10 protein-coding genes are annotated in these 16,469 nt (G+C 68.0%); 4 read left to right on the top strand and 6 right to left on the bottom strand.

Going from position 1 to position 16,469, the window contains the following annotated elements:
• Nucleotides 1-76: 76 nt before the first annotated feature.
• Both HUA74_RS02495 and HUA74_RS02490 read right to left on the bottom strand, forming a co-directional pair.
• Nucleotides 77-322, bottom strand: a complete 246-nt coding sequence (locus HUA74_RS02495; RefSeq protein WP_174453262.1) for a hypothetical protein — start codon at nt 320-322, stop codon at nt 77-79.
• A 163-nt stretch (nt 323-485) separates the two neighbouring features.
• On the bottom strand, nt 486-1,886 hold the full coding sequence (locus tag HUA74_RS02490; protein ID WP_174453261.1) for a hypothetical protein: 1,401 nt from the start codon (nt 1,884-1,886) through the stop codon (nt 486-488).
• A 410-nt stretch (nt 1,887-2,296) separates the two neighbouring features.
• Here HUA74_RS02490 and HUA74_RS02485 point away from each other — a divergent pair, with 410 nt between their 5' ends.
• The 3 genes from HUA74_RS02485 (at nt 2,297) to HUA74_RS02475 (ending at nt 5,830) form a co-directional block, all read left to right on the top strand.
• Nucleotides 2,297-3,175: a S9 family peptidase gene (locus HUA74_RS02485; RefSeq protein ID WP_174453260.1), complete on the top strand. Its 879-nt coding sequence runs from the start codon at nt 2,297-2,299 to the stop codon at nt 3,173-3,175.
• A 158-nt stretch (nt 3,176-3,333) separates the two neighbouring features.
• Nucleotides 3,334-4,149, top strand: coding sequence for an NAD(P)H-binding protein (locus HUA74_RS02480; RefSeq protein ID WP_174453259.1), 816 nt, complete (start codon nt 3,334-3,336; stop codon nt 4,147-4,149).
• A 337-nt stretch (nt 4,150-4,486) separates the two neighbouring features.
• Nucleotides 4,487-5,830 (top strand): S9 family peptidase, encoded by a 1,344-nt coding sequence (locus HUA74_RS02475; protein ID WP_174453258.1) that lies wholly within the window; start codon nt 4,487-4,489, stop codon nt 5,828-5,830.
• A 65-nt stretch (nt 5,831-5,895) separates the two neighbouring features.
• Here HUA74_RS02475 and HUA74_RS02470 read toward each other — a convergent pair whose 3' ends face one another.
• Together HUA74_RS02470 and HUA74_RS02465 are read right to left on the bottom strand one after the other, a co-directional pair.
• Nucleotides 5,896-6,705 (bottom strand): outer membrane beta-barrel protein, encoded by an 810-nt coding sequence (locus HUA74_RS02470; RefSeq protein ID WP_174453257.1) that lies wholly within the window; start codon nt 6,703-6,705, stop codon nt 5,896-5,898.
• Between the two features lie 180 nt (nt 6,706-6,885).
• Nucleotides 6,886-7,962 (bottom strand): NADH:flavin oxidoreductase, encoded by a 1,077-nt coding sequence (locus HUA74_RS02465; RefSeq protein ID WP_141641031.1) that lies wholly within the window; start codon nt 7,960-7,962, stop codon nt 6,886-6,888.
• A 255-nt stretch (nt 7,963-8,217) separates the two neighbouring features.
• Here HUA74_RS02465 and HUA74_RS46765 point away from each other — a divergent pair, with 255 nt between their 5' ends.
• Nucleotides 8,218-8,451 carry a DUF6766 family protein gene (locus tag HUA74_RS46765; RefSeq protein WP_371817197.1) on the top strand — a complete coding sequence of 78 codons (234 nt, stop codon included), beginning with the start codon at nt 8,218-8,220 and terminating at the stop codon, nt 8,449-8,451.
• Here the strand turns inward: HUA74_RS46765 and HUA74_RS02460 are convergent.
• A complete protein-coding gene (locus HUA74_RS02460) occupies nt 8,343-9,437 on the bottom strand; it encodes a fatty acid desaturase (protein ID WP_174453256.1) in 1,095 nt (364 codons plus the stop codon). The two genes, HUA74_RS46765 and HUA74_RS02460, sit on opposite strands and share 109 nt — an antisense overlap.
• A gap of 25 nt (nt 9,438-9,462) precedes the next feature.
• A complete protein-coding gene (locus tag HUA74_RS02455) occupies nt 9,463-16,455 on the bottom strand; it encodes a type I polyketide synthase (RefSeq protein ID WP_254623529.1) in 6,993 nt (2,330 codons plus the stop codon).
• Nucleotides 16,456-16,469: the final 14 nt, after the last annotated feature.

The raw sequence follows: 16,469 nt of genomic DNA, 5'->3' as shown, positions 1-16,469 counted from the left end.
CGCGTGACACACGACAGGGATGAGCCTGTTTACTCCCCCCGGGTTTGAAGCCGGCTGCGCCTGAGAGCCTTTGCGCTCAGTGGCAGGTCCAGGACTCCTCGGTCCAGTCCCCACAGACACTCTTGCGACACAGCGTGTAGTTGCACGTGTCGCCCATATAGCCACAACACGCCACGTCCGCGTCGCTGGTGCCAGAACAGTGCACCCGCTTGGCCGACTTGTACGTCTCGGGCGACTCGTTATCACCACACGACTCGCCGTCGTCACCACCACAACCCGCCAACAAGGGAACCGCGATGAGCATGCACAGAAGGGTACGCATGTCTCACAGAGGACCATGAGGCACACATCCAGGGCCACGGAACCCGAGTGAAACACCCACCCAGTCACATGTATCAATCACCAGGAAAGTATTTCTCGCGACCCGAGAGCGCGGTGTTCATCTCGTCTGGATTTCCAGAACACCGCGCAAACACTCGCCTCGCTCAGTAACGAGCCTGGAGCATCACCGTCGCTCCGAAGGTGCTCGCATCCTTGAAGACAGGCACCGCCACGCCGTTCTCGTCGTCGACGAATTCCACCTTGTTCGGGTCATTCGAGTAGGAGATCTCCGCGACGACGCCCGCCAGCGAGCCCAGGTCCCACCGGGTCGTGGCCTTCAACGTCAGCACCGTCATCCGGTCCTCGCCTGCCGGGAGGACGCTTATCTGATGGGGCCCTCGGAGCAGCAGGTGATTGGACTGGCTCGGCCCCAGGAGTCCCCCTGCATTGAGCACCGCGGGCAGCGTGAGCCGGGCAAGGAATCCTGGCGTCAGGCCCCAGCGCTCGAGGTGGTAGTCGGCGCCCAGCGAACCCGAGACTTCCGCCCGGGGCTCCGCGGAGCGACGAAAGGCCTCGTTCGGGAAGACCCACGGAGCGTCCAGTTGAATGAAGCTCGGAGTCCGGTAGTAGGCCAGTCCGTACACCCGCAGGAAGTCGTGCCGCACCCGAACCTCCAGGGCCGCGGCGCTGGCGCTCTGGGTACGACGCCGCTGAGCCGGCCACACCTCCGGATCCAGGAGGTCCTGCGACACCAGGCTGCCTTCCAGGGAGACCGAGGCGGCGAACCCGGCGGAATACGTCCCGGCCGTGAAGAACCGTTCAAAGAAGACAGGGTCGCCTCGATAGAGCGACAGGTCCACGTTGCTCCCGATGGGCTCGCCGTGGTGCCACAAGGCCCGAAGTGAGGCTCCCCTCATGGTCATGGGAAGCTCCGCCCCGCTCGCCGCGGCGGTCGGATTCTCCCCCTGGTTCCAGGACATGCCCTTCAGCTCCAACTGGAGTTGGGGCGACACGTCCACGAAGCCACCCGCGAGCAGCGCGTAGTAGCGCCCCGAGTCCCCCAGCACCTCGTTGACGACCGCGGATTTGAGCGCCGCGAACACGCCCCACTGCCGCCGCGCGAGCCGCAGCTCCAGCGCCGGCTCGTTCCCCGGGCGGCGCGGGAAGGCCTCCCGCCCCCACGTCACGGGGTACGTCGAGCCCAGGTACAGCCGGATGGAGCTCAGCGGATAGACCCCCAGCGCCAGGCCTTCATCGGCGGCCCAACTGGAAGGCCGGTAGCGCAGGCGGAAGGCACTGCCATTGTCCACGAAGGTGGCCCCCCGACTGGCACCACTCGACGAGAGGAAGAACGACAGCGCCGCCTCGGCGCGCAGACCCGAGGTCAGCTCGGGAGTGTGTGCGTCCAGCGCCGCGTTCCACAGGGCGGACGAGCCCGCGGTGTCGACATCCTCGTCACCCGCGAGAAAGGAGAGTCGCGCCTGGAAGGGCCGCTCCGCCGGGGGTGATTCGGGAGCCTGCCCCAGGGTGAAAAACAACGACAAAGACAAGAGCACAGGAGACATGGGGCGCCGCGTCTATCATGACTCCCCGCCCATCGCGCCTTCCCTGTGTCACTGCCTGGAGTGCCAACGGCGGCCGCGCCACCTTCCCCTTCTGTCCGCGGTGCGGAACCACCCTGTCCTGGGAGTTCGACAGCCTCCCGGAGTTCCTCGCCATCGCCGTGGGCCCTGCCCCCTTGGAGCTTGAACACCTCGAATGACATTCCGCCCCGCGAAACAATGACAACCATGTTTCGCGTCGCGGAACAAAACGAGGAAAAACCTAACAGTACGAAAAATCAGATAGACGAGAAGACATCCTCGGAGTCTTAATCGTGAGAACGGGGCCGCCTGTGAATGCAGCGTCGGCTCACGTCGGTCCGGGTGCCTCATGCCCCGGGCATGAAGTCCCACGTCACCCACGAGGAGAAGTCATGAAGCAGAGAGAGCTGACCTTCCGTCTCGGATTGCTCCTGACCCTGGCCTGGACGACCACCGCAGGAGCGCAGTCCCTGAGCAGCTTCACGGCGACATACCGGGGCGGCGGCACGTCGCTGTGCAGTTCCACGTACAACCTGCGCGGCCAGGAGCCGTCGGCCTCGGGCAAGTACCCGGTGTTCATCTACACGGTGGGCACCACGGAGCCGTACGAGCACTCCTCGGCGCTGGCCGCCGTGGAGGAGATGGCGTCGCGCGGCTATGTCGCCGCCACCGTGGAGTACGACAACGCGACGTTCGGCACCTGCTCGTCGATGACCACCCGCTCCAAGTGCATCTATGACGGGAGCCGGGCCACCAGCGCCGTCGGCACGCTGTGTGCCCGCGCCAAGGCGGACTGCTCCAAGGGCATCGTCGTGGCGGGCTTCAGCCAGGGCTCCATCATGGCCATCCTCGCCAAGAACCATGACTCGCGAGTCCAGGCCGCGTACGGACTGGGCGCCGGCGTCCAATACTCCATCTACAACCTGCGCTCCTGCGTGGCCAATGGCAACCGGGCGTTGCCGAGCAGCCGCCTGCGCATCGTGAACGGCGAGCAGGACATCTTCGTCGGCCCCACCGAGTCCTCCGTCCGCTCTCAAAACACGGAGACGACGGGCCAGTCCTGCCCCCTGGCGACGTCCTGCTTCGCGAGCAACAACAGCGGCTGGTACATCATCAAGGACATCCAGCTCGGCGACCTCAACGCGGACCACTGCTACATGCGCTCGGGAGGCTGCACCGGGCTGTTCCTCGACTCGACCTGGCGCACCGGCTCCGCGCCCTGGTCGCTGCGGACCAACCTGGACTGGCTGAAACAGTTCACCACGCCGTAGTTGACGCCTGGCGCCAGCCTCCGGGCACTTGCGTGAGGCTGGCGCGACGACGGACAGCGAACACTCCGGCGCCGGGAATGCTCGGGACGTGTTGAGTATCCGCACGGACGCCGAGCATTTTCCCCAGCCGGGTGAGGTGCGCGTGTTTGCGTCGCGCCATGACCACTTCGAGCATCCTCATCCTGGGCGCGAGCGGGACCACCGGACGACGCGTCACCCGGCTCCTCCAATCACAAGGTCACTCGGTAAGGGCCGCGTCGAGACACGCGGACGTGCGCTTCGACTGGAAGGACCCCGGCACCTGGGAACAGGCCGTGGGCCCGGCGTCGCGCATGTACCTCATGGCGCCACACGAGCAACCCATCGACCCCGCCTTCGTGTCCCTGGCCGTGTCCAAGGGCATCCGCCGCATCGTCCTGCTGTCGAGTCAGGGCATCGAAATCATGGGAGACGAGCGCCTCATGTCCGCCGAGCGCCTGGTGCGCGGCTCGGGCGTGGACTGGACCCTCGTCCGCCCGGACTGGTTCAACCAGAACTTCGACGAGGGCTTCTTCAAGCCCGCGGTCCTCGCCGGACGCATCACCCTCCCCGTCGGGGAGACGAAGCAGGCCTTCGTCGACGCCGACGACATCGCCGCCGTGGTGACCGTGGCGCTGACGAAGGACGGCCACGAAGGCCAGAGCTACGACGTGAGCGGACCTCGCGCGCTGAGCTTTGGCGAAGCCTCGGCCATCATCGGCCGCGCCGCCGGACGACAGGTGCGCTTCGCCGGAGACGCCGACACCTATCTCTCCGAGCAGCGGGCCCTGGGCCGACCCGACGAGGCCATCCAGGGCGAAATCAAGGCGTATGGCGCCCTGCTCAAGAGAGGCGACGCCACGCCCACCGACACCGTGCGCGCCGTCACCGGCCACGCGCCCAAGTCCTTCGAGACCTACGCCGCGCAGGCCGCGGCCTCGGGCGCATGGAAGTGAGCCCGGCCCGCGCGAAGCGCCGGTCCCCTTGACAATCACGCGGACCAATCGCACGATTCAATCAGACGATTGACTCATCCTCGGAAGGCACGGGACACCCCGTGGCCTTCCCAGCTTCGCGCGTGTTTCTGCACGAGGCTCTCGGTGTGCCCGCGGTTCGACGGGCACGCGCGAGACCTGACGCCCGGCCTTGCCCTCTCGTGCTTCAGGCGCGCGGCCCTTCGTCTGTCTTCAGCAGACCTGGCCCTCTCGGTGTCTGTGATTTGAAGTCCGCGATGACAGAAATAAAGACCCGCGGTGTTCGAGCCTTCAATCCCTCATCAGGAGGCAGCACACCATGGGTTTCACCCTGAATCGCCGTTCCCTGCTCCACGCGAGCCTGGGTCTCACCGGAGGTCTCGCGCTCATGCGCGCGCCATCCTCACTCGCGGCACCATCACCCGGCGCGGCCCCGGCCCCCGGCGCCCAGGAGCCCTCGCGGCCCTGGTATGAGCTGGGATTGCTGTCGGACCCCGTCATGGAGAACCAGCTCCTGCATTTCCTGGCCGCGACGTACAGCGCCCAGGCGGATATCGGAGAGGTGCTGGACACCGCGAGCCGCATCCACCCCGAGGACGAATGGAGCTGGCCCACCGAGTGGGTGAGCACGGCGGACCGCCTGAGGGCCATGGGGGATGCGAGCCTCGCCCGCCACCACTCCCGAAGCGCGGGCCACGCCTACCTGCGCGCGGCCAATTACTACCGCGCCGCGCTGATTCACCACCCGGAGCCGGGTCACCCCAGCGTGCTGGCCACGGGGCGGAAGTCCGTGGACGCCTACGACAAGGCGCTGACGCTGCTGCGGATTCCGGCGACTCCCGTGCGGATTCCCTACGAGAACACCACCCTCCCCGGCTACTTCTTCCGCGCCCCCCATACGCGGGGGCCCGCGCCACTGCTCATCTTCCAGCAGGGACGCGACGCGTGGCCGGAGGAGTCCAAGTATGTGATTGATGCCGCCCTGGAGCGGGGCTACCACTGCCTCATCGTCCATGCGCCAGGACAGGGCATGGCCATCCGGGAGCAACACCTACCGTTCCGTCCCGACTGGGAAAAGGTCATCACCCCCGTCATCAACTTCGCCGTGCGCATCTCCGGCGTGGACTCCCGGAGGCTCGCGCTGCTGGGCTGGAGCATGGGCGGAGCGCTGGTGCCACGCGCGGCGGCGTTCGAGCGGCGCCTCAAGATTCTCATCCCCAACCCGGGCGTCCTCAACTGGGGCCAGTCGCAGTTCGACCAGTTCAACGGCTACTTCCCTGAAATCATGAAGCTGCTCGACACGGACCCGGCGGCGTTCGACGCGGCGCTCTACGAGCTCATGTCGCAGGTGTTCCTGTACCGCTGGTACATGCGCGACGCCATGTCCAAGCACGGCGCCAGCTCACCGTCGGACCTGCTCTACAAGCTGCGGGAGTTCAACAACGAGCCCGTGGTCCACCGCATCCGCTGCCGCACGCTCGTCATGGACGGCACCGCGGAGGCGTACTCGGGGGGACAGGCGAAGCAGCTCTACGACGCGCTGACGTGCCCCAAGGACTACCTGCTCTTCACGGAGGAGGACACCGGACTGTTGCACTGCCAGGAGGGCGCTCAGGCCGTCGCCAATCACCGCATGTTCGACTGGCTCGACGAGTACATCTGAGGCCGCGTCCCGAACAGGGGAACGTCGGGCCGGTGAGTCCCGGCCCGACGTCTCACAGCTGACGACTAGAAGCGGTACTGCGCGCGGACGCCGCCGTAGATGAAGCCGTGGATCTTCTTCGTCTCCAGGTCCTCGGTCTCATCGAGCTCGTCGCTGCCAGGGATTTCCACGCTCGAATCGACGGACAGCGAGGTGGAGGAGTACTGGCCCGCGGTGACGGTGGCGAACGGACCCACCGAGAACTTCGGGGAGATGCGGTAGTCGAGCCCCACCTGGGCGGCGACGAACTCGAAGCCCTTCACGGAGGCCTTGGCGGTGATGGACTCACCACTCTGCTCGCCCTTGACGGCCGTGTTGAGGAACTCATAGCCGACACCCACGCTCACCCAGGGGTCGATCTTGGGCGTGACATTGAAGTGATAGGCCACGTTGACGCCCAGGCGGAGCTGGCTCGCGCTGCAGCTCACGCTGACGGCGCCCTGGTCCTCGCAATTGGCGTTCTCGTCATTGAAGCTCGCGATGCCGTACTGGAAGGTCGCGCCCAGGTATACGTTGGGGTTGAAGAAGTAACCGGCCTCCAACTGAATCGGGATGACGCCCGTGACCAGGTCACTCACCTTGTTGGTATCGTCGTCGTCCGCTTGAACCGAGCCCAGCTCGCCGTAGGGCGCGCCGTACCCCAAGCTCAGTCCCAGCGCGAAGCCCTTGCCGCCCCCAGAGTCGTCCGCCGCCGACTCCTCGCTGGCATAACCTTCCTCGGAGTAACCCTCCTGAGCGGAGTCATCCTGCATCTGGAAGGTCTCGCCAGCCAGGGCCGGAGAAGCAACGAGCGCAAAGGACAGAGAGCACAGCATCATCTGGGTGCGGCTTTTCATGACGAGGGTCCCGAAAAGAAGTGGTGAGAAGTTGAGCCCCACACCCTCAAGGTGTCGGACGCGCATTAAGACGCACGTCCTCGTCACATATTTAAAGTAACAAGGCCACAAAAGTGCTGGGTTCCAGGTGACCCGGCCCCTCCTGAGCCCCGTCCCGTGCGCTCCCGGACGGTGCCGCCCTCAGGGGACGACGAAGTTCTTCCAGCCGCGCAGGTAGTCGACGAAGCCCGCTGACGCGCCCTCCGCACGCAACACGGCTCCAGGGAAGGGTGGGCGTTGGATGGCATCGCCCCGCCGGACGCGCTCGGGCCAGTCGTGGTTGGCGATGGCGGAGCGGCCGAGGGCCACTGCGTCCGCGCCGAGCGCCAGTTGCGCCTCGGCGTCCTCCTTCGTCCAGATGGCGCCCGCCACGACAATCTTCACCCGCGAGGGCACCGCCGCGCGGAAGAGCGCCGTCGCGTGCTCCTGAGGCCGCTTGTTCGTGTTGAGCGCCGAGCGCCAGAGCGACAGGTGGAGGACGTCCATGCCGCCGTCCGCGAGCATCCGCGCGACCTCCAGCGTCTCATCCAGGTCCAGGCCCTTGGCCTGCCCGAAGTCCTCGGGCGACAGCCGGACGGCGAGCACGCGCTCGGGCACCGCGCGCCGGACGGCGGCCACCGTCTCGCGGATGAGTCGCGAGCGATTCTCCAGAGAGCCGCCCCAGCGGTCCTCACGTCGGTTGTAGACGGTGCTCAGGAACTGCGACAGCAGATAGCCATGCGCGCCGTGGAGTTCCACGCCGTCGAAGCCCGCCTGGGCACAGCGGCTCGCCGCGTTCGCGAAGGCACGGATGGCGCCCTGGATGTCCTCTTCGGTTCCCTCCCGGCACCGGTCCGCCGCGTCGGTGTGCGCGCTCGCGCTCCAGCGCTCCAGCCCGCTGACGGCGGGGTCCGCGCGCAGTCCTCCGTGGAAGAGCTGCGCGGACAGGAGCGCGCCCCCTTGGTGGATCCGCGCGGCCAGACGGCGCAGGCCCGGCAACATCGCATCGTCGTGAACTCCCAGCTCGCCGGGCCATGCCTTGCCGTCCTGCTCCACATGCGCCGCGCACGTCTCCACCAGCCCGAAGCCTCCGTCCGCGCGCAGGGACAGGAAGTGGAGTTCAGCATCCGACAGCGTGCCATCGGCGTGGCTCTGCTGGTTCGTGAGCGGCGCGAGCCAGATTCGGTTGCGCGCGACGACATTCTCACGGAGTTCCAGGGGGTCGAACAGTCCTGCCATGTGGTGCATCTCCCACGTGTGAGCCAGAGGAGGCTGGGCCCTCGGATGCCTGGTGCGCGGGGCCGTCGCTTCCCTCGCGATGATTTTCGCATGCCAGCAGGCCAGCACCCGACCGGGCAGGCAAGTGCCCTCCCATGCCGGCTGCGGGGGGCGGAGTCGTGGACAGATTTCGAGGGATGGTGAACTCGACCTCGCCGGGCGCCCCAGGCAAGGGGCTCCGGCGAGTCCAAGGACCCCGACGCCAACAATCGAGTCCTGCTGTCCGTCTGGTTGCGCGAAAAGGGCAGCCCCGAGTCAAAGCCCGTCAACGCCCCCCACTCCCGGACCGGCAAATCGTATCTCGCGATTCTATTGTATCGGAGATACCAGGGTATCGCGGCTCACGACGCGACACCCCGGGGGGCTTCGAGCCGCCTTCGAAGCTCGTCCGTGCTCACCGCGGGCGTTCCGTCCCTGCCCACGAGCATCGTCCCCTCGGTGGGCGAATAGAGCGCCGGGCGCGAGTACAGGGTGCGCAAGGCGTGGACGTGGGGGAAGACGGCGGAGGCTCCCGGATGGAGTTCCCGCAGTCGCTGACGCAACAGCGGTGCGAAGCGCGGGCTCATGGCCGGGAAGATGTGGTGCTCCTGGTGATAGCTGAAGTTGAGATGGGCCCAGTTCATCACCGGGTGCGTCTCCACGCTGGCGGTGTTCACGAAGGGGTTGTCGCGGTCCTCGGACGCCGGCAGCAGCCAGTGGTTGGTGGCGATGTAGATCATCAGCGTGACGTTGGCGACGATGAGGGGAATGACGAGCGCGAACAGCGCCCCTCGCGGCCCCATGGCCCAGCCCAGCGCGAACCAACCCCCTGTCACGAGCACTGTGAGGAGCCGCTCCTTCGTGCGATTCATGCGCACGTGCTGGAGCTGGGGCTGGTTGATGTGGTGCCACAGGAACGCCTGTCCCTGCGCGGTGAAGAACAGGCCGAAGCTGATGTAGCTGACCCAGGTGCCCGAGCCCGGTGAAATCGCGTGGAACAGGCGCGCGAACCGCTGGGTGTCCAGGTCCTGCTGACGCGGGAGGATGTCCGGATCCCTCTGGTGGATGTTCGCGGCGCTGTGGTGCGCCTGGACGTGCCAGGCGCGCCAGTTGCCGGGCGTGACGAGGAACGGGCTGAAGCCCGCCCACCCGAGCACCTCCTCCCAGCGCCGGCTGCGAAAGACAGCGTGGTGCAGCGCCTCGTGCGCGGCCAGCCCCACGGTGGTGACCATCTGCCCGAGCAGGAACGAGAGCGGCAGACAGAGCCACCAGGGAAGGCCGCCCCAGCCCAACAGCCCCATCAGGGCCATCATCACCGGCACCAGCGCCAGTGCGATGACGCCCCGGTGGGGCTGAGGCTCGAAGGACTCGGGAGGCATCACCCGGCGAAGCTCCGCGCGAAGCGGCTTGGGGTCATCGATGGGCAGGGTCGCCGTCGAAAGTGCGGTGGAGTGCATTGTGTTCACCCGATGGAGAGAGGGTTCAAGCCATGGGACGCGCGAGGCCGCCCTCGAGCAGCATTCGCAGTCGTCCCGCCTCGTCGACCGCCGCGACGGTGCCGCATTGGAGGATGTCCCCGTCCAGCCGGGGACTCAGCGCCTTCAATGACAGTCGCAGCGGTGCATCCGTCTTGCCCACCAGTCCCCGGTCGAAGGTGGCTCGTTCGAACTGGATGGGCGCGAAGACGGCGCTCGACACACCATCCACGTGCATCGCGCTCAGGCGCAGCGCCGCGTCCAGGACGAGCGCGGGCACAGCGGTCCCCGCGTCTTCTCGCCGCGCTGGCAGCCCCACGCTCGCGAAGCGCGCCGAGCGCTCCAGGCGGATGTCCTCCAGGCAGTCGAACATCTTCGACAGCTCGATGGGCCCTCCCCGCGCGCAGTGGGGATCCTCCGCGGACAGCCCACGCCCCGAGGGTGTCGCCGCATCGAGCCCCGGGGTGCCTCGGGGCGGCTGGGCCGACAGTGTGAAGCGGGCTTGCGCGAAGACGAGGTCTCGTTCGAGCACCACGCCTGAGGCATGGACGATGTCGCCCAGCAGCTTCACTCGCACGCAGTGACGACCGGGCTCGTCGGTGAGCTGGGTGCACTCGGCCCGCAGGGCCTGATGTCCACCGGGCTTCACGCGGATGAAGCGGGAGAACCTCACATCCTCGATGGTGACGGTGCGCAGCTCCGGTCGTCCGTCTCCCAACGCGGCCCGCAGCATCAAGTCCAACGCCCAGGCTCCGGGCAGCGTGGGCGTGCCTCGGACCAGATGGTCCTCCAGGCATGGCACGCTCGCGGCATCGACCATGAGGTCCTTCAGCACGGCGGACGGCTCCGTCGCCGGCAGGGGCTCCGCGGGCAGCAACTCCAGGCCGTAGTAGGAACGCTCGCTCTCTGTGAGCTGCACGTGGATGGACTCACGCAGGGGGCCTTCGAGGAGTTGGAGGAACAGTGCCTCGCCCTCCTCCGCGCGAATCCCACGCAGCCTCCGGCTGGCGCCTAGCACGCGGTACTCGGAGCCTCGGGTCATTCCGATGCCATCCCAGGCCAGCCACCCCACGCTGCACCAGGGCACGTCGGGATGGGCGTCGCTGGACCAGGCACACAGCCGGTCCAGGGCCTCGTTCGCCGCTCCGTAGTCCGCCTGTCCGTCATTGCCGATGAAGCTGAATGCGGACGTGAGGACATGGAACGGCACGGGACGCGCGAAGCGGCTCGCGCAGGCGGCGTGCAGGTTGCGGAGCCCGAGCAGCTTGGTGTCCAGGTTCGTCCGCAGCTCCGCGAGGCGCCGACGGTTCAGCTTCTTGGACGTCTGCGTACCCGCCCCATGGACCACCAAGTCCAGACGCCCGTGCTCTCGCGTGAGTTCGTCCATCACCCGCGCGACGTCGCCGGGACTCGTGACGTCCGCGACGCGGTAGACCATCCGGCCTGGCAGCCGCGCGAGGCCCACCAGGGTGGAGCGCAGCTCCCGGACCGCGAGGTGCCGTTCGAAGCGCGCTCGCAGCTCAGGCATCCGCGTGCCCGGCTTCGCCGCGAGCTCCGAGGCGTAGAACTCCCGCTCCACGACGGGGAGCTGTTCCTCCAAGGCGTGGAGCACTCGCTCGGGAGCGGCCTCCGGGTCGCTTCGTCCCAGGAGCACCACCGTGCATCCGTACCGCTTCAAGAGCGCTCCGGCGAGCACCGCCGTGACACCTCGCCCGCCGCCAGTCAGCAGGACCACGGAGCTGGCATCGAGCGTGGAAGCGCCCTTCGCGGGCGTGGCCGACGGACGGAGTCTCCGGACACAGCGAGTCACGCCGTCGAAGCAGACCTCCACCGACGGACCGCCCTCTGCGTCCGAGACCAGTTCGGACAGGGCCTGCGCCAGGGCTTCCGGCAACGTTCTCTGGGAGGTGGCGATGGCCCGGACGTTTCGCGCCGGCACCTCGCGAGCAATCGACTTGAGCATTCCCGCGAACAGTCCCGTCACCGGGTGCAGGACACGCCGAGGGCCCACGCCTCCCACGCACAGGCTCGCGAGTTCCACCTCACCGGCGAGGAGTCCTTCGTAGGAGCGCCGCGCCGCGAGGAAGAGCAACTCCAGCGCCTCATGGCTCAGCGCCGTGTCGGAGACCACCTCGGCCTCGCTCGCGTCCGGCTCGATTCGACTGACCGCGAGGATGAGCTGGGGCGAGAAACCCAGCGCTTCCAGTGCCGCGTCGGCCGTCTCTTCGCGTGTCAGGTCGATGCCGCGAACCCGCCCCGTTGCTTCCGAGGCGCCCGCGAAGAGCACGAAGTACTCGGGCCCACACAGTCGGCGCGCCTGCGCCTCCAACTCGTGAGCCTGCGCTTCGTCCCCAGCGATGAAGAGGACCCGACGCCCTTCGAGCCGCACGGGCCGCGTCGACCGGACCTGCTGCTCGACGAGCACTGGCGTGTAGTACCCAATCGGCGCGCTGTGGTCGAAACCACTCGTCGACTCGTCAGTCGCCACCTCACCAGGCTTCGGGGGCGGTTGTGCCAGAGGCAGATGCGCCTCGGCTTTGGACTCCACGGGGTGGATGGACGCTTCCGGAAGGAGCTGAAGCTCCAGGCGGGCACCGCTCGCGGCTTCGGGATGGAAGCGCAGCGTGGTGGGGCGTCCCTCCGCGGCTGTCTGCACGGCGCGCAGGACCGCCAGGGCCTCTCGTGCCGAATGCGGTGGCAACGACTGGCCTGCATCTTCTCTCGAGTCCGTGGCCTCCGACATCCGGAGGCGGCACAACACCTTGAGCCCTCGCTGGGCGGCCTTCTCGGCGGTGGTCACCGCGAGCAACGTCAGGCCCTCCTCTGGCTGGGACCCACTGGCGACAGCCCCAGGCCGAAGGACGTGCGCGCCGCCCACGAGCACCAGCTCGAAGCCCGTCTCCAGCACTCCGCGCGCGGCCTTCAACGCGGCGGCCAATGAAGCGCCTCCGGCATCCACCACGAAGTTGGGCCCCTTGACGTCCAGCGCCCCCGCCACCCGTCCCGGCGTGACGTTCGCCATCATCCCTTGCAGCGTGTAGGGCCCCGAGGGACGCAGCGTTCCCGTCACCACGTCATGGAAGCGCTCCGCCAACGGTAGCAACGCGGCCTGCCCGGGAGCCTGGAGGACACGCTCTCGCAGCTTGCGGCGCGTGGAGGCGGCCAGCACGCGCTGAATGGCTTCCACCCCTCGCCGGGTCTTTCCTTCAAGCCCCAGCACGATGGCCGTTCCCGTGCGCAGCCCATCGAAGCCCGCCAGTTTCTGGACGAGCGCGCTGGCCGCGGTGAGCGCGAGCGCCTGCGTCAGGTCCATGTCTTCGGAGATATCCGGCAACAGCCGCACTGACGACGGCAGACGGAAATCCCCTCCGTTGAAGCGAGTACCAACCTCGGATGGCACACCGACTCGCGCCACGCCGTTCGAGTCCGGGAACACTCCTTCGGCGGCCACCACCACCAGCTCGCTCCGCTTGCCAGCACGCGCAGGGAACCTCGGGACGACGGGCCCGCTTCGGTACTCCTCGAGCACCAGATGCGCGTTCGTTCCCCCGAAGCCGAAGCCATTCGTGGCGGCGCGGCGCGGATGCGCTCCGTTCTCCGGCCAGGGCTTCTCACTCAGGCTCACCTCGAAGTCGGGGCCCAGTGCGCGCAGCTCCGCGCCGGGTCGCTCGAAGTTCGCCTGCCTGGGGATGAGTCGATGTTCCAGCGCCTTGCACAGCTTGATGACCGAGGCCGCTCCCGCCGCCCAGCCCACATGGCCAATCAGCGCCTTGACGCTGGCGAGCTGGATGCCCTGGCGCTTGCCTCCGAAGACGCGCGCAATCGACTTCAGCTCGGTGGCGTCACCCGCTGGCGTGGCCGTGCCGTGTGCCTCCAGGTACTGGATGGTCGCGGGGTCGATGTCGGCCGTCGTGTAGCAGGCGGTCATCGCCGCCACCTGTCCCTCGACGCGCGGGACGTTCGCGGAGCTGCTGCGACCATCACTGGAGAGCCCCGTGCCCCGGACGATGGCGCGGACCTGGAGTCCCGCCGAGAGCGCATCCGACAGACGCATCAGGCCCACCACGCCCGCGCCTTCGCCGAAGATGACGCCATCCGCGCGCTCGTCGAATGGGCGGCTCCCCGTCGCGGAGAGTCCATTGAACTGGGAGAAGAGGCAGCTGTTGCCGGGTCCCGGCGAGAAGACGCCACCGGCGAGGACGAGGTCCGCATCCCCTTGCTGAAGCGACTTCATCCCCAGCGCGATGGCGTAGAGCGATGATGCACACGCGGCATCGAGCAACACCGTGGAGACTCCGCGCCCGACCACATCCGTCACCACCGTCTGGAGGGTCGGATGTGGCGCGAGTTCGGAGGACCGGGCCGTCACGCCCATCACCGAGCGAGCCGCCTGCGCCAGCAACGCGAGGTCCGGCCCCAGCATCCCCTTCGCGCGGAGAAGGGACTCGCCCGCTTCCAGGCTGAGTGCCGCGTCGTACTCGGAGGACCCTTCCGCTGTGGAGCCGAGCAGGCACTGGATGCGTGCGGGTGAGCGCGCGGCGAACTCCTCCAGCCCCACCATCCCCTGTGCGAGCGCGATGGCCAGGAGCTTCTGTTCCCGGACGTACCGCTGGAAGCGCACCGAATCGATGCCTCGCGGTGCCACCAGGTCAGCGTCTCGAACCGCGCCCGTGAGCAGTGTGTAGGCTCGGTCCGGCGTCCCCGTGGGTCCGACGAAGTCCGTCATCAAGGAAGGCTCGTTGGCGCCCGGATCGACGATGCCACTCACGCCCTGCCGGATGTTGCGCCAGTACGCCTCCGGGTCCGTCGCGCCGCCTGGGAACAAACACCCGAGGGAGACGATGGCAATCGCCGGGTCTTCCCCTGCGGCCTCGCCGCGCCCTTGGGCCTGTTCCATGGCAGCAACCTCCGAGGGAGGCATCCGCGCCTCACCTCGCGCACGGGTCTGCGCCGAGGGAGCAGCCCCCGAGGGTGGCATCAGCGCCTCGCCACGACGACCAGCCTGCTCCACAGGAGTCCCCTCCGAAGGAGGCATCCGCGCCTCTCCACCTGCATGGGCTTGCCCCATGGCAGCAGCCTCCGAGAGAGGCATCAGCGCCTGACCCCGAGCACCTGCCTGCTCCACGGGAGCCCCCTCGGAAGGCAGCATTCCGGAAATAGCGCTGACCTCGGTGACGGATGCCGAGGGCAGGATGCGCTGAACGATGCGCGCCAGTCGCCCCTCCGTTCCGCAGTCCAGGAAGCGGGTGCAGCCCGAGCGCGACAACCACTCCACCGCGCCCAGGAAGTCGAACGGATGCATCAGATGTGACGCGAGGGCCTCCGCCAGCTCGCCCGGTGCGCCCGCATACACACGTCGCTCAATCGGCGAATAGATGGGCCCGCGGGGCGCCTTCATCGCGACGCGTGCGAGCGCGGTGCGAAATGCCTCCGCCGCGAGCCGTAGCCCTGGATGGTGGAACGGATACCGACTGACGACGAAGGTGAACCCCTGACCCTGCTGCTCCAACCAGGACCGAAGTCGCTCGAGTTCCGCGCGAGCCCCCGCCACGACGGTCTGCTTCGCGTGGTTGCGTCCCGCGATGACCAGCCCGGCCGCACCACAATCGCTGATGGCGCGCGCGGTCTCCGCCTCTCCCAGCGCGAGAGCGGCGAGCGTGCCCAGGTCGTCCGACACCATCTGGAGCGCCTGGCTGCGCAGACACACCACCTCCGCGCCCCCACGCAGGTCCAGCGCTCCGGCCGCGGTCATCGCGGCAATCTCCCCGAAGCTGTGCCCGACGAAGATGTCGGGGCTCCGCCCCTCGCGCATCAGCCACCGGGCACCGAGCACCCCCGCCAGGAAGATGCCGAGCTGGTCCAACCGGGGCGATTTCTCCAGCGCACGCCGCACCTCGTCCGCGTCGCGCGCCGCGAGCAGGGGCCCCGCGTCGAACCCGTGACGCCTCGCCGCCTCCTCAACCGCCGCGAGTTCGTCGCGCAGCTCCGGCTGCAAGAGCCTCAGTCGAGCGAACAACCCAGGCTCGAAGGAGCCCTGCCCGGCGAAGAGGAACGCGGTGGCCCCCGTGGGGAGCGTCAAGGGCGGCACTTCCTTCCGCCCCTCTGTAGCGAACCTCTCGGATGCCAGTGCGACGTCCATCGAGCGGACAGAGCCCGACGCGGCCGAGCCAGTGAGGAGCCCCAGCGTCGGCGCTTCCTTCCGAGCCGCCGGAGCAGCCCCATGAGGCGCCAGCGCAACGTCCATCGGGCGGACAGAGCCTGACGCGGCCTGACCAGTGCGGAGCCCCGCCGTCGGCACTTCCGTCCGAGCCGTCGGAGCAGCCCCATGGGACGCCAGCGCGACGTCCATCGAGCGGGCCGCACCCACCGTGACCGGTCCAGCGAGGAGCCCCAACGTCGGCGCTTCCTTCCAACCTTCTGGAGTTGCTGGCGCGATATCCACCAGGCGGGCCGCCCCCAACGTGGCCGCGTCCGCGAGCAACTGCTTCGCCAGCCCCCGGACGCCTTCCGAGAACAGCTCCGCGATGGCGGAGCCTCCCTTGAGCGCGCGCTCACGGAAGCTCATCGCCGCTGCGGGCTCGAACATGCCAGCCAGCGACTCGAAGCACGGACGAAACGATTCAGGGAACGGGCACAGGGCTCCGGTCTCCTTGTCGGCGCAGAGCACCGTTTGGTAGCCGCAGGCCACGGGCGTGCCGTCCTGCTTCAACGTCCGGAAGCAGAAGCGGACCGACACCTCGCCCCGCTCCTCGAACGAGGTCAGCACCACCAACCTGTCACCCAGGTTCGCGGGCGCGAGGTTGCGCGAGTACCCCTCGTACGTGAGCAGGAGCACCCGGTCGAAGTCCCGACGGAACTCGGGCACCTCGAAGAAGTGCGGGCTGAACAGCAGGTGCTCGCGCCCCGCGCACTGGAACTTGAAGTTGGTGAGGAAGTGATGGCTCCCGTAGGCCATCGTGTCATCGAAGTGGATGACGTACGGGACAGCGAAGTAACCCATGGCGTTCTCCCCGT

The sequence above is a fragment of the Myxococcus sp. CA051A genome (genome assembly GCF_013336705.1).
GTDB classification, from domain to species: Bacteria; Myxococcota; Myxococcia; order Myxococcales; family Myxococcaceae; genus Myxococcus; species Myxococcus llanfairpwllgwyngyllgogerychwyrndrobwllllantysiliogogogochensis.
The sequence above is the reverse complement of the archived record's forward strand: the minus strand, read 5'-3'. Positions and strand labels throughout refer to the sequence as shown.